The 19,642-nt window shown below is 60.9% G+C and carries 17 protein-coding genes; 7 read left to right on the top strand and 10 right to left on the bottom strand.

Annotated elements, in window-relative coordinates:
* Positions 1–72: 72 nt before the first annotated feature.
* The gene (locus WNZ14_RS10975) at positions 73–1,464 is read right to left on the bottom strand and encodes a CoA transferase (RefSeq protein ID WP_342868692.1); all 1,392 of its coding nucleotides are present in this window, start codon (positions 1,462–1,464) and stop codon (positions 73–75) included.
* 92 nt (positions 1,465–1,556) lie between these two features.
* Between WNZ14_RS10975 and WNZ14_RS10970 the strand changes: the two genes are divergently transcribed.
* A complete protein-coding gene (locus WNZ14_RS10970) occupies positions 1,557–2,759 on the top strand; it encodes a citrate synthase family protein (RefSeq protein ID WP_342868691.1) in 1,203 nt (400 codons plus the stop codon).
* A gap of 61 nt (positions 2,760–2,820) precedes the next feature.
* Here the strand turns inward: WNZ14_RS10970 and WNZ14_RS10965 are convergent, their stop codons facing one another.
* Entirely contained in the window at positions 2,821–3,348 is a 528-nt protein-coding gene (locus WNZ14_RS10965) for a Crp/Fnr family transcriptional regulator (RefSeq protein ID WP_342868690.1), read from the bottom strand.
* Between the two features lie 89 nt (positions 3,349–3,437).
* Here WNZ14_RS10965 and WNZ14_RS10960 point away from each other — a divergent pair, with 89 nt between their 5' ends.
* Together WNZ14_RS10960 and WNZ14_RS10955 are read left to right on the top strand one after the other, a co-directional pair.
* The gene (locus tag WNZ14_RS10960) at positions 3,438–4,169 is read left to right on the top strand and encodes an SDR family NAD(P)-dependent oxidoreductase (RefSeq protein WP_342868689.1); all 732 of its coding nucleotides are present in this window, start codon (positions 3,438–3,440) and stop codon (positions 4,167–4,169) included.
* Positions 4,170–4,173: 4 nt separating this feature from the next.
* Positions 4,174–4,833, top strand: a complete 660-nt coding sequence (locus tag WNZ14_RS10955) for a VTT domain-containing protein (RefSeq protein WP_342868688.1) — start codon at positions 4,174–4,176, stop codon at positions 4,831–4,833.
* A 62-nt stretch (positions 4,834–4,895) separates the two neighbouring features.
* On the opposite strand, the gene WNZ14_RS10950 is transcribed toward WNZ14_RS10955, so the two are convergent.
* The 4 genes from WNZ14_RS10950 to paaG all read right to left on the bottom strand — a co-directional run bounded on the left by WNZ14_RS10950 (position 4,896) and on the right by paaG (position 8,132).
* The gene (locus tag WNZ14_RS10950; RefSeq protein WP_342868687.1) at positions 4,896–5,513 is read right to left on the bottom strand and encodes a TetR/AcrR family transcriptional regulator; all 618 of its coding nucleotides are present in this window, start codon (positions 5,511–5,513) and stop codon (positions 4,896–4,898) included.
* 4 nt (positions 5,514–5,517) lie between these two features.
* Entirely contained in the window at positions 5,518–6,828 is a 1,311-nt protein-coding gene (gene paaK / locus WNZ14_RS10945) for a phenylacetate--CoA ligase PaaK (protein ID WP_342868686.1), read from the bottom strand.
* Between the two features lie 72 nt (positions 6,829–6,900).
* Positions 6,901–7,344 carry a hydroxyphenylacetyl-CoA thioesterase PaaI gene (gene paaI, locus WNZ14_RS10940; RefSeq protein WP_342868685.1) on the bottom strand — a complete coding sequence of 148 codons (444 nt, stop codon included), beginning with the start codon at positions 7,342–7,344 and terminating at the stop codon, positions 6,901–6,903.
* Entirely contained in the window at positions 7,341–8,132 is a 792-nt protein-coding gene (gene paaG / locus WNZ14_RS10935; RefSeq protein ID WP_342868684.1) for a 2-(1,2-epoxy-1,2-dihydrophenyl)acetyl-CoA isomerase PaaG, read from the bottom strand. The genes paaI and paaG overlap by 4 nt, the downstream gene beginning before the upstream one ends.
* 112 nt (positions 8,133–8,244) lie before the next feature.
* Between paaG and WNZ14_RS10930 the strand changes: the two genes are divergently transcribed.
* From WNZ14_RS10930 to WNZ14_RS10920, 3 genes are all read left to right on the top strand, one after another.
* Positions 8,245–10,308 (top strand): 3-hydroxyacyl-CoA dehydrogenase NAD-binding domain-containing protein, encoded by a 2,064-nt coding sequence (locus tag WNZ14_RS10930; RefSeq protein ID WP_342868683.1) that lies wholly within the window; start codon positions 8,245–8,247, stop codon positions 10,306–10,308.
* Positions 10,309–10,372: 64 nt separating this feature from the next.
* The gene (gene paaZ, locus WNZ14_RS10925; RefSeq protein ID WP_342868682.1) at positions 10,373–12,406 is read left to right on the top strand and encodes a phenylacetic acid degradation bifunctional protein PaaZ; all 2,034 of its coding nucleotides are present in this window, start codon (positions 10,373–10,375) and stop codon (positions 12,404–12,406) included.
* 128 nt (positions 12,407–12,534) lie between these two features.
* Complete coding sequence (locus WNZ14_RS10920) at positions 12,535–13,416, top strand: DMT family transporter (protein ID WP_342868681.1); 882 nt, start codon at positions 12,535–12,537, stop codon at positions 13,414–13,416.
* 117 nt (positions 13,417–13,533) lie between these two features.
* On the opposite strand, the gene WNZ14_RS10915 is transcribed toward WNZ14_RS10920, so the two are convergent.
* From WNZ14_RS10915 to WNZ14_RS10905, 3 genes are all read right to left on the bottom strand, one after another.
* Complete coding sequence (locus tag WNZ14_RS10915; RefSeq protein WP_342868680.1) at positions 13,534–14,601, bottom strand: betaine/proline/choline family ABC transporter ATP-binding protein; 1,068 nt, start codon at positions 14,599–14,601, stop codon at positions 13,534–13,536.
* Positions 14,602–14,613: 12 nt separating this feature from the next.
* Entirely contained in the window at positions 14,614–15,651 is a 1,038-nt protein-coding gene (locus tag WNZ14_RS10910; protein ID WP_342868679.1) for an ABC transporter permease subunit, read from the bottom strand.
* 199 nt (positions 15,652–15,850) lie between these two features.
* Positions 15,851–16,822, bottom strand: coding sequence for an ABC transporter substrate-binding protein (locus WNZ14_RS10905; RefSeq protein ID WP_342868678.1), 972 nt, complete (start codon positions 16,820–16,822; stop codon positions 15,851–15,853).
* 481 nt (positions 16,823–17,303) lie between these two features.
* Between WNZ14_RS10905 and WNZ14_RS10900 the strand changes: the two genes are divergently transcribed.
* Positions 17,304–18,269 carry a cation diffusion facilitator family transporter gene (locus tag WNZ14_RS10900; RefSeq protein ID WP_342868677.1) on the top strand — a complete coding sequence of 322 codons (966 nt, stop codon included), beginning with the start codon at positions 17,304–17,306 and terminating at the stop codon, positions 18,267–18,269.
* An 85-nt stretch (positions 18,270–18,354) separates the two neighbouring features.
* Here WNZ14_RS10900 and WNZ14_RS10895 read toward each other — a convergent pair whose 3' ends face one another.
* Positions 18,355–19,611 carry a D-amino acid dehydrogenase gene (locus tag WNZ14_RS10895; RefSeq protein ID WP_342868676.1) on the bottom strand — a complete coding sequence of 419 codons (1,257 nt, stop codon included), beginning with the start codon at positions 19,609–19,611 and terminating at the stop codon, positions 18,355–18,357.
* Positions 19,612–19,642: the final 31 nt, after the last annotated feature.

Raw genomic sequence — 19,642 nt, 5'->3', positions numbered from 1 at the left:
CGGGCGAGAGCGAATGGGCAACAAATTACCCACGTCTTCCCCTCGGCGGTTGGTCGATGCCGCCGGTAAGTTTCACCACTCCGCTGGCGATGTCCCCAGTTCCCCCGCAGGCTTTTCCCAGCGCATCACTGCACCTCCCAGCGTCAAGGGTGACCGCAAACGCAAGGCCGGGCCCCAGTCGGTCAGCTCGATGTCTCCCAGGTAGTCGGACGTTTCAGGCTTGCCAATAAGGCTGTTGATCGCGCCCTGCGGGTACGAAGTCAGAAAGCCGCCGACGCGCGCAAGCGACGTCCGCGACCGCGATCCTGTGCCCTGTATCTGCCGCCACGTCAGCCCGCGCACTGCAGCCGCAGCGAGAAGATAACCGGTGCCATGATCGAGCGCCTGAACCGGCAACGGTACCGGCCGGCCTGCCCCGGCGGCGGCCATTCCGGCGTGGGCAATGCCGGAACTCATCTGCACCAGACTGTCAAACCCGCGCCGGTTGGCCCACGATCCTGTCCAGCCATAGGCGTCGTGCGACACATCAATCAGACCCGAGCGAATACTGGCGCGGACATCGGCACCCAGCCCCAAGGCCTCAAGCGCGTCCGATCGGTAGCCGTGCACCAGAACATCAGCCTCAGCCAGAAGCGACTTGAAGCAATCCAGACCGGCCGCCGTTTTCAGATCAAGCCGCGTGCACCGCTTGCCCGGCATAACCTCGGGGATTATCGCGCCCTCATCCCACCCGGGCGGATCAATCCGCAGCACGTCAGCGCCGAAGCCTGCCAGAAACCGCGTCGCAACCGGGCCTGCCAGCACCCGCGTCAGATCCAGAACTTTCACACCGGCCAGCGGTCGCGATGCATCGAAACCATCAGCAAATCTTGCTGCTGTGGCCCCTGTTTCAATCCGCATCAGCGGTTCCGCCAACACGGACCGACCTTGCGGATGATCCGCCCAATCCTCCCCGCTGCGCATGGCAGCGGCACACCCGCCTTGAGCCACGATCGCCGCTTCCAGCTCGTCAGCCCGCCATGTCGCAACCACTTCCGCCACCGCCGCACGTTCGGCCCCCGTTCCCAACACGCGGAGCGCTGCGTCGCGGTGGTGCGGCGCATTGGTATGAAGTCGGATCCAGCCATCGGCGGAGGCATAGTCGCCTGCGATCGGATCCCATACCGGCGGAAGCTCCCAGCCCTGCGGCGCAATCGAAAACCCGAACCACAGCGACGCCAGCCGCCGGTCCACCGTGATAGACGGCACATCTCTCGACCGCACTTCGGTCCACTCGGCAAGCGCAAGCCCCGCCGTGGCAATCGTGGCGGCCGCAAAATCGCTGACTGCAAAGATTGACGGCAAAGAGCCGTGCCCGGCAATTTTTACACTTTCAGCCAGTTCCAGCTTTCCACCCAAGGCGCTCCAAAGCTTGGACGTCATCCTGCGCACACCGGTTTCCTCACTTGTCTGCATCTGCGCCATGGCAAGGCTCCTTTCAGCGTTAGAGCTTCACATGATCGCAGGATCCAGATATCGTCAATATTGATCATATTAATCAACCATAGGGTTTTCATATGGCGGACTACATTGATGCCAAGGAAGCGGCGAACCGCCTGGGTGTTTCGCGCCAGACGCTTTACGCCTATGTCAGCCGCGGACTGATCAAGGCCGTGCCCGCCGACGATCCGCGCCAGAGCCGCTATCTGGCCGATGCCGTCGAGCAATTGGCCGAAACAAGACGGCGTGGCCGCAAACCGAAGGAAATCGCCAAGGCAACGCTCGACTGGGGCATGCCGGTGCTGGAATCCGGATTGACGCTGATTGAGGATGGCCAGTGCTACTATCGTGGCCAGAGCGCGGTGGAGCTATCTCGCACTGCATCGCTTGAAGACATCGCGGCCCTGCTCTGGCAGGCGCCTGCGGAGACGGCCTTCCCGCGCCGCGCCCCGATGACCATCAAGGCCTATATTGAGCTGGCCGCACAGGTCGCCGCTGCGCCGGCAACAGAAACCCTGTTGCCCTTGTTCGCCGTGGCAGCGCGCAATGACCCGACCTCGGCATGGCGAACCGATCCGGCTTCACAAGCGCGCGGCGGCGGCGATCTGGTGCGCATCCTCACCGCCTCCGCTCTCAGGCAAGCGCCGCAATCGGCCCTGATCCACCAGCAGCTGGCCGCAGCCTGGGGCGTTGATGGACCCGGCGCCGATCTTATCCGCCAGGCCCTTGTCCTTTGCGCCGATCATGAACTCAACGCTTCCAGCTTCACCGCGCGCTGCGTGGCGTCCACTGGCGCATCACTGAAGCCGGTCATTGTCGGCGCGCTCGCAGCCTTGAGCGGCGTCAAGCATGGAGCGACGACGACAAGCGTCGAAACAGTCTGGAACAGCATCGACCCAGTCAAAAGCCTCCGCGACAGGGTGCGGACCGGCGACACGCTGCCGGGCTTTGGCCATCCGCTTTATCCGGACGGCGATATCCGCGCCAAGGCGCTTCTGGCGACGATAGCACCGGATTTTGCCGAGGCCGCCCAACTGGTTGAGGCGGCAAGGCAACTGACAGGAGCAGAGCCATCACTCGACTTCGCGCTTGTCGCCCTCAGACGCTATCTGGGATTGCCCGAGGGCTCCGCCTTCCTGCTGTTTGCAATCGGCCGCTCGGTCGGCTGGATCGCGCATGGGCTGGAGCAGCGAACCGCCAACCAGCTGATCCGGCCAAGGGCGCTTTACACCGGTCCACGCACCGCTCAAGCGCAAAATGCCAGGGGAAATGACAGGTAACTGACTTTGGCAACCAGATGGCCGCCCCGCCCGCCCCCGGGCATCAATACAGCGGTCTGCGTCAGGTCGTCAGGCGCTTCTTGATACGGCTCAACCCGACAGGCGTAACCCCGAGATAACGGGCGATCTCGTTCTGCGTCACGAGTTTCAGGATATCAGGTGTATTTTCCAGCAGCCTTTTGTATCGGTCCTGCGCCGAAAGACACAGCAGCTCGTACTCGCGAACTTCCTTTTTCATCGCAAAGCCCAGGAGGAAGTCGACAACGGCGGCCGAGATGTCGGGGTCAGTTCGAACTGCCTGATACAGGGTGTTGAACGGCAAGACTGTCAGGTCACATTGCTTCAGGCAAACAAGACTGAAGGTGCAGGACTTTCCCGCATGGCTCGCCATCAAACTGCCGATATAATCATCCGGCAGGATAAAGGATTTGATGTTCTCCTTGCCGTCCGCAGACAGATAATAGGCCTTCAACAATCCTGTTTTTACGAAGTACAGCGAAGAGTCCTGATCCCCCTGCCGGAACAAATGCTGCCCTGGCTGCTTCGAAAGCGAGGTGCCGTTCTGTGCAATAAACTCGCCTAATTTCATGACTTTTGACTTGGGTTAATTCCAGAACCGAAACGCCTGCCTAGTTTGCACGAAATTTGAACATGAACCAGCCATAGCAGGAATTCTTCATGGGCATTGTCGACAAACACATCGTCATAACCGGCGGCGCATCGGGCCTCGGGCTTGAGCTTTTGAAACAACTCCAGGATGAAAATGTAATCTCGATTATCGCCCGCATGTCCACCGGCCTCGAAAATCTGCGCCGCTCATTCGACCGCGTCCAAATCTATGAGGCGGACCTAGCAGATCTGAAATCTGTCGAAAGAGCTGCTGATCTTCTGGTCCGAAGCGAGAAGAAAATCGATATCCTGATCAACAATGCAGCTGTTCAGTACACGCCGCACTTTCTCGACGAAAATTTCCGCTATGAAACCATCAAGCGGGAGATCGATATCAATTTCACCTCCGTTTGCAGTCTCATCCATCTTCTACTGCCCAACCTCCTGCAGCCAAATCCATCAATGATTGTTAACATCAACTCCGGTCTGGGCTTGGTGCCAAAGACCAGTTCAGCCGTTTACTGCGCCACCAAAGGCGCCCTCAACATTTTGTCCCAATCGCTGGCGTACCAGTTTGAAGACACCAATATCGAGGTCAAACAGGTATTCCTGCCATTGATTGATACAGCCATGACGAAAGGCAGAGGCAAGGCGAAAATATCCGTCGAGCAAGCTGCCGCCCAAATCATCCGTGGGATGCAATCTTCCGGGCCGAACATCGATATCGGCAAAGTGAAGTTACTGCGGCTGATACAGCGCCTCTCTCCTCGGCTTGCACAGAACATCATGAAGGCGGGATAAACTCATGAAACCTCTGATCAAAGTAATGCTGTTCCTGGGAGCAGCTTTCGCCCTTACCTTCATTCTGGGCCGCATCCTCGGCATTCTGACGGTGGAGAACGTCAACCACTGGCTCGAACTGGCCGGACGTGTCGATCCGTTCTGGCTGGCCGGAACCGTTGTTCTGCTGCTGTTTCTGGATTTGTTTGTCGCTGTTCCAACACTGACAATTACAATATTGGGTGGATTTTTCCTTGGCTTTCCAGCCGGAGCCGCCGCCGCATTCACGGGCATGTCGCTGGCCGCATTTTCCGGTTATGGCATCAGCCGCATCTGGGGCGCACGGGCTGTTTCATTTTTGGTGCGCGACAAGGAAGAGCGGCAGGAGATGGCGCAAGCCTTCAAACGCAATGGTCCCACCATGATTGTGCTCTCCCGTGCGGCCCCCATAGTTCCAGAAGTGACCGCTTGCATGGCTGGAGCCACCAACATGCCATTCGCTCATTACGTGGGCTATTTTAGCCTGAGCACGCTTCCCTATGTGTTGATCGCATCCTACGCGGGCTCGATCAGTTTGCCCGACAGTCCTCAACCGGCAATCTACGCAGCCTTGGCGCTCTACGCGGTGTTGTGGACAGGGTGGTATTTTTTCCGCCGAAATTCGCGGCAACCTGTCGGGAATTGAGCCTGAGCTGTCAAAATCACCGCCGGCTGGATGTCCATCCAGCTTCGATAGACATACCTGTTCTAGCTAGCCGCCTCACCGGCACACACCGCAGGCAGCCCGCCGATGACCAGATCCGCAACGATGTCCGCATAGGCGTCACGGTCTACCGGACCGCCCGGCTTGTACCAGAGATAGAACCAGTTGAGCATGCCGAACACCGACATCGTCACTGGCGCCAGCAGTTCGGGCCGGCTGACAAACCGCTCGGGCTCGATTTCGCGCACGCTTTCCGACATGCAGGCAACCAACCGCCGCTGCAGCGCGCGCAGATGGATCTGGTTGTCCTCCGGCAGTGATGACAGTGCATCGAGCTGCACCTTGTGTTCTGCGTCGGAGTCCCGGTAGGCAATCAGGATCGCGCGGACCAGCGCGCGGAGCCGTTCGGAGGCAGTGCCGGGCTGGGAGGCCGTGGTCTCCACCACCTCCACAAGCGCTGTCAGATGCGTGTCGAGAATATCGAACAGCAACGCATCTTTCGACGGATAGTAGTGATAAATCAGTGCCTTGGACACACCGCAGGCATCCGCCAGCTTGCCCATTGAGGCCCGGTCAAAGCCCTGCTTCGCGAAGAAAACGGCGGCGGTCTTCAGAATCGCCTCGCGTTTGGCTTCATGATCCTTGGCGATGGTCCGGGCCATGGGTTCAGGCCCGGTTCCGGTTGTCGACCACACGCTTGGCCTTGCCTTCGGAACGCACAACATTGCCGGGCTCGGCCACGTCGATGCGGGCAGTGACGCCGACGACACTCTTGATGTGATGCGCCAGCTCCTTGGCGGACGCGGCGCGCGCAGCTTCACTGGCAGCAGAAGCCGTGGATTCAACATGAACCGTCATGTCGTCCATGCGGCCATTGGTGCTCAGCTCGATCTGGAAATGCGGCGCAAGGCCCGCACATTTGAGGATCTGCTCCTCGATCTGGGTCGGAAACACATTGACCCCGCGCAGGATGATCATGTCATCCGAACGCCCGGTGATCTTCTCCATCCGCCGCATCGAGCGCGCGGTGCCCGGCAACAGCCGTGTCAGGTCACGCGTGCGATAACGCACCATCGGAAGCGCTTCCTTGCTCAGCGTCGTGAACACGAGTTCGCCGATCTCTCCATCAGGCAGAACCTCGCCGGTAACCGGATCGATCACCTCGGGGTAGAAATGGTCTTCCCAGATGTGCAGGCCATCCTTGGTCTCGACGCATTCATTGGCAACGCCCGGCCCCATGATCTCCGACAGCCCGTAGATATCGACAGCATGCATGTCGAAGGCCTGCTCGATCTCGCTGCGCATCGAATTGGTCCAGGGCTCGGCCCCGAAAATGCCGACCGCCAGCGAACTTTCGCGCGGATCGACGCCCTGACGCCGGAACTCGTCGAGGATCGAGAGCATATAGGACGGCGTCACCATGATGACGCGCGGTTTGAAGTCGGTGATCAGCGACACCTGCCGCTCGGTCATGCCGCCCGAGATCGGCACCACGGTGCAGCCCAGCCGCTCGGCGCCGTAATGCGCGCCGAGACCGCCGGTAAACAACCCGTAGCCATAAGATACATGCACGATGTCGCCGGCACGCCCGCCCGAGGCGCGGATCGAGCGCGCTACCAGATTGGACCACATGTCGATGTCACCGGCGGTGTAGCCAACGACGGTTGGCTTGCCGGTCGTGCCCGATGATCCGTGGACGCGGACAACCTTCTCGCGCGGCACGGCAAACATGCCGAAGGGGTAGTTGTCCCTCAGATCGATCTTGGTGGTGAATGGAAATTTGGAAAGGTCGGCCAGCGTCTTGAGATCGTCCGGATGCACGCCCTTTTCATCAAACGACGCCTTGTAGTGCGGCACGTTCTCATAGGCATGGGCCAGCGACCATTTCATGCGGCTGAGCTGCAGCGCGGATATTTCATCACGCGACGCAGTTTCAATCGGATCAAGGCTTGCCCGGTCGGGCGTCAAATCAAGCATCGGTTTTTCCTCAACTCCACGGGCGGCGGCGGCCTTCAGCCTCGCGCGCTCCTCCCAAACTGTGCGCCGCCCTTAAGCGGCCGGTTCTTCAAAATGCGTGCCCGAGACGGTCCGCGACAATCCGCGAAACTCGGCAATTGTGGTGCCATCTTCGCGTGTCACCGTCACGTCGTAGATACCTGACCTGCCGGCCAGCGCCACTTCCCGCGCCGTTGCCGTCAGCCGGTCGCCCTCACGCCCCGGCGCCAGGAAGGTCACCGAACAATGCTGGGCGACCGTCATGGTGTTGTGGCTGTTGCAGGCAAAGGCAAACGCGCTGTCGGCCAGCGTGAAGATCGCGCCGCCGTGGCACGAACCATGACCGTTGAGATGATCCTTGCGCACCACCATCGAAAGCGTCGCCAGACCCGGCCCCACGGCATCGATTGTCATGCCCATGCCCTTGGTGGTGTGGTCGTCCTTCAGCATAGCAGCGGATGACCGCTCGGCGCGTTCCTGATCGGAAATACCGCTCATTGGCTGCCTCCGAACTTCGGATCGCGCTTTTCAAGAAAGGCCCGCACGCCCTCGGCGTAATCTGCAGAGAACCCGGCCTCGCGTTGCGTCTTGGCTTCAAGATCAAGATGCACGTCGAGCTCGTGGCCGGCAGCGGCCTGGATCAGGCTCTTCATCTTGCCCAGTCCGAAGGTTGGTCCAAGGGCGAGACGTGAAGCCAGCGCCCTTGCCTCGGTCATCAGTTCGGCGTCGTCATAGGACTTCCAGATCATGCCCCAATGTTCCGCCCGCTCCGCACTGACCGGCTCCGCAGTCATGGCAATTGCCTTGGCCCGCGCCTCGCCGATCAGCCGCGGCAGCATCCACGAACCGCCGGCGTCGGGAATGAGGCCGACCCGGGCGAACGACTGGATGAACTTGGCGCTACGCGCCGCAAGCACGATGTCGCAGGCCAGCGCCAGGTTTGCACCTGCGCCTGCAGCCACGCCATTGACGGCGCAGACAATCGGCTTCTCCAGATTGCGGATGCTGCGGATAAGCGGGTTGTAGAAACGCGAAATCGTGTCGCCAAGATCCGGCGGGCCGTCCATCGCGTCCGGATTGCGCGCCGACAGATCCTGGCCTGCGCAAAACCCCCGCCCCGCGCCGGTCAGCAGCACCGCCCGGCACCGCGCATCGTCCCGTGCGGTGGCCATGCAATCGGCCATCACCGCGTGCATCTCGTCATTGAAAGAGTTCAGTCGATCCGGCCGGTTGAGCGTGATTTCCAGCACGCCGCCGTTCCAGGAATGTACTACCGGTTCACTCATCGCAAGGGTCCTCCTGAAAATAAGGGTTGCATAAGCCGACCGGTTGGTCAATTAATAAAACAGTGATATTCACCGCCAATCTTTTCAAAAAATCTCTCGAGGAGCCGCCATCGTGACGACCCATTCCGCCACCCTTCAATCAGGTCCGGAAGCAAAGGTGGTCGATGTCGTCATCCAGGATGGTCACGCCCTGGTGGCCATCGACAATCCCCCGGTCAATCCGCTCTCGGTCAGCGTACGCAAGGGCTTGATGGAGGCCGTGCGCCTTGTCAACGAAGCCAATTGCGCCACCGCCGCAATTGTCTGCGCCGGGCGGACCTTCGTCGCCGGTGGCGATATCTCCGAATTCGCCGGACCACCACCGTTGCCGCATTTGCCCGATGTGCTCGACGCGATCGAAGCCAGCCAGACCCCGTTCATCGCTCTCATGCATGGCACAGTGCTCGGCGGAGGGCTTGAGCTGGCGCTTGCCTGCGCCTGGCGGATTGCAGATGAAAAGACCAGGTTCGGCCTGCCCGAAGTCACGCTCGGCCTGATCCCGGGCGCTGGCGGCACCCAACGACTGCCCCGCGTCATCGGACTGGAGCGCGCCGCGCGCATGGCCGCCAACGGCAAGCCAGTCAATGCAAAGACATTCGAAGAGTTCGGTGGCCTCGATCTCGTCTTCAACGGCGATCAGATGGCAGCCCTGGCCGCGTTCCGCGACACCCTGCCCGCACGCCCCGAAAACACATCCGCTCGCGCCGTCGAGGACGCCGACCTCACCGCGCTCAAGGCCGAGATCACCAAATCCGCCAAGGGCGCTGATGCACCGATGATCGCGCTCGAAACCACAGCGCTGGCCGCCAAACTCTCATTCGCCGAAGGCAGCAAGATCGAACGCCAGACCCATCTGGACCTGCGCGCAAGTTCCCAGTCACGCGCCCTGCGTCGGCTGTTCTTTGCCAGCCGCTCGGTCACAAGGCCGGAGCGCCTGAAGGCTCTTGAGCCTGCAGCCATTTCCCATGTTGCCATCGTCGGCGGCGGTCTGATGGGCGCGGGCATCGCGGCGGCGAGCCTCGCCGCCGGTCATCGGGTCACGATTCTCGAACGCGATGTCGAAAGCGCGGAAGCCGGTCGCAGCCGGGTCGAGGAAATTATCGCCAAGGACCTGGCCTCGGGCCGCATTACCGAACAGAAGGCTGAAGCCCGTCGCGCGGCATTCGCCGCAGGTGCGGATTACGCGGCAGCGAGCGACGCCGACATCGCCATCGAGGCCGTGTTTGAAGACCCCGAAGTCAAGCGTGCGGTGTTCAAGCAACTCTCGGACGTGATGTCAGAGACCGCACTGATCGCCACCAACACATCCTATCTTGATCCGAACCTTATCAGCGAAGGCATGCCCGGACCGGGTCGTTTTCTCGGCCTGCATTTCTTCTCGCCCGCCAACATCATGAAGCTGGTCGAAGTCGTCGGCACCTCGGTCACCAGCGATCAGACCATGGCCACCGCCTTCGCCTTTGCCCGCGGCCTCGGCAAGATCCCGGTCGAAACCGGCGTCTGTGATGGTTTCATCGGAAACCGCATCCTCTCCGCCTACCGTCGCCAGGCAGATTACATGGTCGCCGACGGCGCTTCGCCCTACGATGTCGACAAAGCCATGCGCAGCCTCGGCATGCCGATGGGACCCTATGAGCTGCAGGACCGCACCGGGCTGCAGATCAGCTGGGCCAACCGCAAGCGCCAACTGGCAGCGGGCACCTGGCCCGGCCGATATGTCGATATCGCCGACAAGCTCTGCGAAATGGGCCGTCAGGGCCGCGGAAGCGCGGCGAAAAAAGGCTGGTACGATCATACCGACGGCACCGGCAAGCCTGACCCGGAGGTTCTTGCGATGGTTGCTTCCTGGCGGGCAGAACACGGCACAACCGAGCAGTCCTTCACCACCGACGAGATCGTCGTGCGCATCATGGCAGCCATCGTCAACGAAGCCAATCTGATCCTTGAGGAAGGCATCGCCACCAGCGACACCGCCGTCGATATCGTCTGGACCGAAGGATACGGCTTCCCCAAGCACCTCGGTGGCCCGATGTTCTGGGCTGAGGAAACCGGCATGGACCGGATGCGCGAGGCATTCGAGGCCATCGCCGCACAAAGTCCCGGCTCCTGGAAAGCAGCCGGCGTTTTCAAGGCATAATCGCCCCACGCGCGAAATCAAATGCAGGATAAAGGGCGGCCCGGCCGCCATCAGGGAGAGAGACATGGGTTTGATCAATGTGCACAGTTATCTCACCGGTCAGTGGACCGCTGCCGATGACGGCGCCCGTCCCATCGCCAGCGCCGTAACCGGCCAGCCGCTCGCCATCGCAGGCCAGGCCTCGCTCAATGCGCAAGCCATGATTGATTACGCCCGGCAGAAGGGTGGGCCGGCGCTGAGGGCCATGACCTTCCATGATCGCGCCCGAATGCTCAAAGCCTTGGCACTCGAACTCGGCAAGTTCAAGGACGAGCTCTACGCCCTGTCCTACACCACCGGCGCCACCAAGTCCGACGCCATGATCGACATCGACGGCGGCATCGGCACCATGATGGTCTACGCCTCAAAAGGCCGTCGCGAAATGCCCGATGGCCACATCTATGTCGACGGCGAACTCGAAATGCTCTCGCGCACCGGCACGTTCGTCGGCCAGCATGTCGCCACATCGCTGCAGGGCGTCGCAGTCCACATCAACGCCTTCAATTTCCCAGTCTGGGGCATGCTCGAGAAACTGGCGCCGACGCTGCTCGCAGGCATGCCCGCGATCGTCAAACCGGCAACATCCACCTGCCATGTCACCGAGCAATGCGTCCGCCGCATGATTGAATCCGGCCTCCTCCCCGACGGCGCGCTGCAACTGGTCTCCGGCGGTCTCGGCGATCTGCTCGACCGGCTCGATTACCAGGACGTCGTCGGCTTCACCGGCTCGGCCAAGACCGCACTGATGCTGCGTTCCAATCCGATCCTGCTTGAGAAAAGCGTCCGCTTCGTCGCCGAACAGGACAGCCTCAACGCCAGCGTGCTGGGGCCAGATGTGACCGAAGGCAGCCCCGAATTCGACATTCTGGTCAAGGAAGCCGTCCGCGAGATGACCGCGAAAGCCGGCCAGAAATGCACCGCCATCCGCCGCATCATCGTTCCTCAGGCCCTGCTCGGCCCTGTCGGCGACGCGATTGCTGAAAAGCTCTCGAAAACCCGCATCGGCGATCCTGCGCTCGAGACCACCCGCATGGGCGCACTCGCCTCCGCCGCGCAGAAATCCGACGTGCTGGACAAGGCAAGCCGCATTGCCGCCGAGGGCCGGGTTCTCACCGGCGATCCGGAATCCTTCGAAGTCGACGGCGCGGACAAGACGAAAGGCGCCTTCGTGCCGCCGATGCTGTTTGCCTGCGATGATCCGGACAAGGCCGACGCCGTGCACTCGGTCGAGGCCTTCGGCCCGGTGGCAACACTGATGCCCTACCGCGATCTCGCCCACGCGGGCCAGCTGATGAACCGCGGCAGGGGCAGCCTTGTCGCATCCGTCATCACCCATGATCCCGCCGTCGCCCGCTCGCTGCTGATGGATGCCGGCGCCTCGCATGGCCGCATCTATGTCAACAACCGCGACAGCGCCAAGGAAGCCACCGGCCACGGCTCGCCATTGCCGCACATGGTTCACGGCGGCCCCGGCCGCGCTGGTGGCGGCGAGGAACTCGGCGGCATCCGCGGCGTCATGCATTACATGCAGCGCACCGCCATCCAGGGCAGCCCCGACATCATCTCCGGCATCACAGGCACCTGGATCAAGGGCGCGGCCAAGCCGATATCAACCGCCCACCCCTTCACCCGCACCTTCGACGAGCTGCAGATTGGCGACACCATCGAAGCGGGTCCGCGCACGGTGACGCTCGAAGACATCGAGACTTTCGCCCATTTCACCGGCGACACCTTTTACGCCCACATGGACGAGGAAGCCGCCAAGGCCAACCCGTTCTTCCCAGGCCGCGTCGCCCACGGCTACCTGCTTCTGTCCTTCGCAGCCGGCCTGTTCGTCTCCCCCGACCCCGGCCCGGTGCTCGCCAACACCGGTCTGGACGGGCTGAAATTCATGAAACCGGTCTCGCCCGGCGACGCCATCTCGGTGCAGCTCACCGTCAAGCGCAAGACCCGCCGCACCGACGAATATGGCGAAGTCCGCTGGCATGTTGCAGTGCTGAACCAGGACGGCGACGAGGTAGCGGAGTATGAGCTGCACACGATGAACGAATACGGCTGATGGCAGACCGGGCGACAGTTTCAGCACCCCTTCACCTCGGACTTGATCCACGCACTCGCCGCGCCAACATCGCACTCGATTTTCGAGCCGATGCTGCTAGGTTGCCCCACTGAGACGGGGAGCGAATCTTGCTGCAAAAACCGACCGAACAGAGAACTCGCACGTCTGCGGGCATTATCATGATGTGCGTCGGCGTTGCTTGCCTTTGCGTCAACGACGCGCTGGCAAAGACACTGACAGCGAGCTATTCACCGCTTCAGATCCAGTTCCTGCGCAACCTGATCGCCCTGCCCTTCGCCATCCTGATCGCCTGGAAGATGGGTGGCGCCCCGGCGCTGCGCTCGCACCGGCCGCTTGCGCATATGTTGCGCGGCGGGCTCTGGATCGCTGCAACCTACCTGTTCTTCACCTCGATTACCTATATGGGCCTCGCTGAAGCCACGGCACTGATCTTTGTCGCACCGTTGTTCATCACCGCTCTCTCGGCGCTGATGTTTCGCGAGCATGTCGGCTGGCGGCGCTGGCTCGCCGTCGCTGTCGGCTTTCTCGGCGTCCTGATTGCCGTCCGTCCTGGCACCTCAGCTTTCGAGACAATCTCGCTGTTGCCGGTCGCCACTGCCTTCATCTACGCGCTTCTGATGCTGTCAGCGCGCTGGGTCGATACGCGCGAGAGCGTCTGGACCCTTCTGCTCTACATGACGGCCACCGGCGCATTGATCAGCCTGTTCCTTGTCCCCTTCGTCTGGACCCCGGTGAACGCGCAGGATCTATGGCTCTTTGCCGCCGTCGCCATCTTCGGCACCGCCGGCATGACCCTGATGACACAGGCCTTCCGCCTCGCGCCCGCCGTGGTCGTGGCGCCCTTGGACTACACCGCCATCATCTGGGCCACGGCTCTCGGCTGGCTGTTCTGGAACGAGATCCCGGACGCGCTGACATTTGTGGGCGCGGCGGTGATCATCGCAAGCGGAGTGTTTATTATCTGGCGAGAGCACCAGGCGGAGGTGTGAAGGGGCATTCCGGTAGCGAGGTGCCAGCGCTGCACAGCACAAACGTACCTCCCGTGCGGATTGCTGATCAGCGAGCAATCGTCGATTTAGCCTCTGCCCCATAGGTGGAGTGCCGCGTCAGCCGCTGCGACGCGCACTTTCCGGATCTTCCGATTGTGCCGACGGCACCAGGGCGCGGACAAGTTTGCGCATATCCAGCACGCCAACCGGCTTGCCGTCCTTCATCACCCGGTAGCTGAGAGCTGTGTCGCCTTCCGACCGCGCGATCACCGATTCGAGCGTGTCGTCATGATCGATCTCGCCTGCGCGTTCGCCATGTGCGTCGGGTGTCTTCAGCATGACCGAACGCACCCGCAGCACGCGGGCGCGGTTGATGTCGCTGACGAAATCCTCGATGTAGGGATCCGCCGGATGCAATAATATATGCTGCGGTTCGCCCTGCTGGACGACGAAACCATCCTTGAGGATCACCAGATGATCGGCCAGTTTCAGCGCCTCGTCGAGATCGTGGGTGATGAACACCACGGTCTTCTGCAATTCGGCCTGCAGCTCGTTCAGAAGGTTTTGCATATCGGTGCGGATCAGCGGGTCGAGGGCTGAAAACGCTTCGTCCATCAGCATGATGTCGGAATTGCTGGTCAGCGCACGGGCGATGCCCACCCGCTGCTGCATGCCGCCCGAGAGCTGATGTGGATACTGGTCGCCCTGCCCCTGCAGCCCGACACGGTCGAGCCATTTGCGCGCCTCGTCTGCGTATTTGCGTTCGTTCTGCCCTTCGATGGAGGGCGCGAGGCCGGCGTTTTGCAGCACCGTGCGATGCGGCAGCAGTGCGAACTTCTGGAACACCATCGACATTCTGCGCTGACGCAGATGCCGCAATTGCGCTTCGCCGAACTCGAGAATGTTTTCGCCTTCCACCCATACTTCGCCCGAAGTCGGCTCGATGAGCCGGTTGAGGTGACGGATAAGCGTCGATTTGCCCGAGCCGGACAATCCCATTATGACCGTCGATTTGCCGGTCTCGATATCGATATTGATATCGTTGAGGCCAAGAACGTGGTTGTGCGTTTCCTGAAGCTCGGTCTTGCCCATTCCATCCTTGACCTGTTGCAGGGCCACCTCGGGATTCTCTCCGAATATCTTGTAGAGATTGCGGATCGAGATCTTGGTCTTGGTATCGGTCATATCCGTCATCTCCTATCGCGTCTGGCTGACATTGATGCGGGCAAGCGCCGCCTTGGTGACGCGGTCGAGAATGATCGCGAGGAGAACGATGCCGAGACCCGAGAGCAGGCCAACACCAAGCTCCAGAGACCGGATGCCGCGCAGCACCAGCACGCCCAGCCCCGGGGCCGAGACCAGCGATGCGATCACCACCATGGCGAGGCTCATCATGATGGTCTGGTTGACGCCCGCCATGATGTTGGGAAGCGCCAGCGGGATTTCGACGTTGAACAGTTTTTGCGTCTTGGTCATGCCGAATGCGTCTGCCGCCTCAATCACATCAGCGTCGACCAGCCTGATGCCGAGATCGGTGAGCCGGACCACCGGCACGATGGCATAAAGGATGATGGCGATGCCGTAGAGCTTCGGCTCGGTGACCGAGAACAGGAAGATCAACGGGATCAGATAGACAAAGGGCGGCAGGGTCTGGAGCATGTCCAGAATGGGGATCATGATGCGCTGCACGCGGTCGCTGCGCGACATGGCAATGCCTATGGGCACGCCCAGCAGCACGCAGGTAAAGGCGCAGACAAAGATGATAGCCAGCGTCTGCATCGTGTAGGTGTAATAATCGACAAAGCCGAGGAAGCCGAAACAGAGCGCCACCAGCCCGACCAGCTTGAACGAGCGGGCGACCGCAAAGGCAATCAGCATCAACAGCGGAATCATGATGAACCAGGGCACCGCTTGCATGATCCACAGCGCTTCGTTGAGCGCCCAGCTCAATGGTTGGGTCAGCGGATCGACAACCACTTTCAGGCTGTTCTTGATCGACATGAAGCCTTGCTCGAGACCGCTGGTGAGTTCGCGCGACTGGGGAAAGGACGTGCAGGCTTCATGCATCGCATCCATCGATGGAAACGGGGTTTCCCATGCCGTCTTTTCAGCGCTGTTGCCCGATGATTGCGCGAGCAATTGCGCCATGGACATCATCCCGCCGCCGTCATCACCGCTGGCGCCACACCAGGTGCGCAGGCCCGTCCAATCGAAAAGAAAATCATAAGTCGCCATGCATCACTCACCCGGGGCAGAATATAGCGGCCGTTGCAGCCCCTAATTTACTTGTCTCAATCAATCACAGGGCCCAATCACAGGGCCGGGTCGCATGACCCTGGCCCTGTCTGTTGGCCCGCCTTGGTTGGCCGACCCGTTCTCACGGACGCCACCCGCAGGCGCTGGCTGGCAGCAGATGTGCCAGCCGGAACCGGTTCTAGTTCAGCAATGCCGAGAGCTTTTCCTTGGCGGGTGCGTTGATCCAGCCGCTCCACTCATCGGGATTGTTCTTGAGGAAATAGACCGCAGCTTCTTCATTCGATGCGTTCTTCTCTTCCTTCCAGGCCAGAAGCTGGCTCATGGTTTCCGTCTTGAACGTCACGTGGCCCATAAGAGCTGAAACGTCAGGGTGGGATTCCATGAAGTCCTTGGTCACGATCGTCAGCACCGAAGCCGAGGCGAACGAGGTCGGCTTCGGATTTGGCGCATCAGCATTCTGGATGGCTGCAAAGGCTTCCGCGTCAAACTCGCTCAGATCGACGCTGGTCATGTCGAACTTGCCCAGCGGCGTGGTTGGACCCCAGTAGTAGCCGAACCAGGGCTCCTTGGCCTGGTAGGCTGCTGCCATGGATGTTGCCAGTGTCTCGCCGGAGCCGTGGTTGAAGATCTCGAAACCCTTGCCTTCAAGGTCGTAGGCGCGGATCAGATTGTCATTGACGATGCGGCAGCCCCAGCCATCGGGGCAGTTGTTGAACATGCCGCCGACCAGTTCGGGATTTTCCATCACGCCCTGGATTGTCGCAAGTTCTGGATGGGCTTCGACCAGGTAGGTAGGCAACCACCAGCCTTCGACGCCGCCCGGGTCAAGCACGCTGCCAAGCTCGACGATCTTGCCGTCAGCCTTGAGCTTCTTGTAGGCGTCGCCTGCGGAATTTTCCCACAGCTCGGTGACAATGTCGGGCTCGTTGTTTTCAGACAGCGATGTCATCGCCGGCGTGGTATCGGATGGCACGATGGTCACGTCGCAGCCATAGCCCTGTTCCATCAGGAATTTCGACACAGCCGTCACGATGGCCGCTGAGTCCCAGTTCATCTGGGTAATCGTGACTTCACCGCAATTCTCCTGTGCCAGGGCTGCGGTCGGGGTCGCGAGTGCTGCGAGTGCAGCAGCGAAAAAAATGCTTTTCATATTGGACAACTTTCCAAGTCTCTTGTTTTGCGGGTGGCAAAGCCGTGTTTGCCGCGCCTGCAAAAGGCCCATGAATGCAGCTGTTGCTGCCGGGCACGGTCAGTCTGCCGTAGCAGTTCGATTTCCCGAGCTTGTTTCGCGGGAATGAATTGACAGGCATATTGATACTGAATCTGCCAAATTGTTCAGATTAAAGGATTATCACGTCGAGAAACGCCCGGGACTGACACAGGTTAGGGTCAACGTCAGCTGTGGTTGTGGCGGATTTGGCTCCCCCTCACTCATATCGGCCAGCCACTCGAAAGAAATTGCCGGCAGTTTTCCCAGAATCAGGTCGGTCACCGCCCTCTACACCAGCACACGGTATCAGCAGGTCTCCATTCATAATCTCACAAGACCACAACGGAGTGCATCGCAGCCCCGCCCCATGGCTCATGCCTTCCGCACAATTAAATGAACCTTCCTGTAGAGCTCGACGTTGATGCGCGACGTCAGAAACTTTCAGGGGAACGACGCGGGGACCATGGCCAAGCACGAGAACACCACAGCGCTTTACGCGGCGTTGATTGGCAATCTGGCGATTGCGATCACCAAGTTCATCGCAGCGTTCATAACCGGCGGCTCGGCGATGATGAGCGAAGGCGTTCACAGTCTGGTTGATTGCGGCAACGAGGTTCTGCTGCTCTACGGGCAGAAACGTGCGGCAAAGGCCCCCGACGCCGAACACCCGGTGGGCTATGGGCGCGAACTCTATTTCTGGTGCTTCGTGGTCGCCATGATGATCTTCGCGCTGGGTGCCGGAATTTCGATCTATGAAGGCGTCATCCACATCCTCGCCCCCGAGCCGATCACCCAGCCGATGGTCAACTTCATCGTGTTCGGCCTTGCCTTTGTGTTCGAGGGGATCTCTCTGTGGTTCGCATGGAAGGCGTTCCGCAAAGTCAAGGGGCGCCGCAGCATCTGGCAGGCAGTCCAGCGCAGCAAGGATCCCACATCCTTCACAGTCTTGCTTGAAGATTCAGCGGCAATGATCGGAGTGGCGATTGCTGCAGTGGGCACGGGTATTGCCGTGGTGACGGAAAATCCGGTCTGGGACGGTGCCTCTTCGATCGCCATCGGCGTCCTGCTTGCCGGTGTTGCCGTCGTGCTTGCGCGTGAAAGCAAGCATCTGCTGGTGGGCGAGGCCGCCAACCCCGAGGTTGTTGAGGCCCTTCGCTCTACAGTTGGCAAGCATCCCGAAGTCCGCCGTATCGTGGATCTGTTAACGGTCCAGCTCGGTGCCGACCAGGTTTTCGCGGCCTTTACCCTGGAATTCCCCGACGAGATGACCGTTCCGGATCTCGAGCGTCTGATCGGCACAATCGGCGCTGCGGTGCGCAAGACTCATCCCGAAGTGAGACGCATCTTTGTCCGCCCCGAACCGCGAACACAGGAAACTGCAAGCTAAAAGCGCTGTATTGCAAAATGCGTTGGATGTGGGATGGGCCCGCCTTCAAGTCGCTTGTGCAAACATGTGAGGCGTTTCGGGCCCCTCACCCATACCGCTCCGCAGTCAGCCCCTCAAACGAGATCTCCGGCGTCTTGCCCAGCACCACATCCGCCACCGCACGGCCCGATCCGCAGGCCATGGTCCAGCCAAGTGTGCCGTGGCCGGTGTTGAGGTAGAGATTGTCGTAGCGCGAGGCTCCGAGCACCGGGGTGCCGTCGGGCGTCATCGGCCTGAGCCCGGTCCAGCCTTCGGCCTTCGAGATATCGCCGCCCTTGGGAAACAAATCGCTGATCACGTGCTTGACTGTGTCGGTCGCATGCGGTCCCAGCCGATTGGAATAGCCGGCGATCTCGGCAGTGCCCGCTACGCGAATACGGTCGCCGAGCCGGGTGATCGCCACCTTGTGGGTTTCGTCCATGATGGTCGATTGCGGCGCAAAAGCGTCATCTGTCACCGGCAGCGTCACCGAATAGCCCTTCACCGGATAGACCGGCAGTTTCACCCCGATGGGATCGAGCACTCTCGGCCCGAAACTGCCCAAAGCGCAGACATAGGCGTCACCCTCGATCCGCCCGGCGATCTCGGTGTCGACACCGGCGATCTTGCCGTTTTCCACAGCGATCGACCGGATCGACTGGCCATACTGGAACTCAACGCCCATTTCGGCGCATTTTTCGGCCAGCGCGATTGTAAACATGCGGCAGTCGCCTGTCCGGTCAGCGGTCAATTGCAGGCCGCCAACAAACTTGTTGCGCACCTCGGCCAGCGCCGGCTCGGCCGCAATGCAGGCATCACGGCCCAGCACCTCGTAGGGTGAATCATACTCCGCAAGAATCTCCTGGTCGGCGCGCGAATCCTTCATCTGCTTGGCATTGCGGAACAGCTGCAGCGTGCCCTGCGCCCGTCCGTCATATTCGATGCCGGTTTCCGCGATCAGCTCGGGCATTAAATCGCGAGAATAGTTCGAGATCCGCACCATCCGGCCCTTGTTGACCCGGTAGCTCTCGTCGTTGCAATTCTGGAGCATCTGCAGGCCCCACATCCACATCCGCGGGCTGATCAGCGGCCAGATGAACAGCGGACGGCGCTTCATGAACAGCCATTTCAGCGCCTTCACCGGCACGCCCGGCGCTGCCCATGGCGAGGTCATGCCGTAGCTCAGCTCACCCGCATTGGCGTAACTGGTCTCCAGCCCCGGTCCGGTCTGCCGGTCGAGCACCACAACTTCCGCCCCGCCCTTGGCCAGATAATACGCAGTGGTCACCCCGATCACGCCGGCCCCCATAACGATAACTCTCATGGCTGGTGGTCCTTTTCGGCTGGTTTCACAT

The sequence above is a fragment of the Hoeflea sp. AS60 genome, from assembly GCF_038900115.1.
Classification (GTDB): domain Bacteria; phylum Pseudomonadota; class Alphaproteobacteria; order Rhizobiales; family Rhizobiaceae; genus Hoeflea.
Note: the sequence above shows the minus strand (reverse complement) of the source record. Positions and strands in the feature narration are given on the sequence as shown.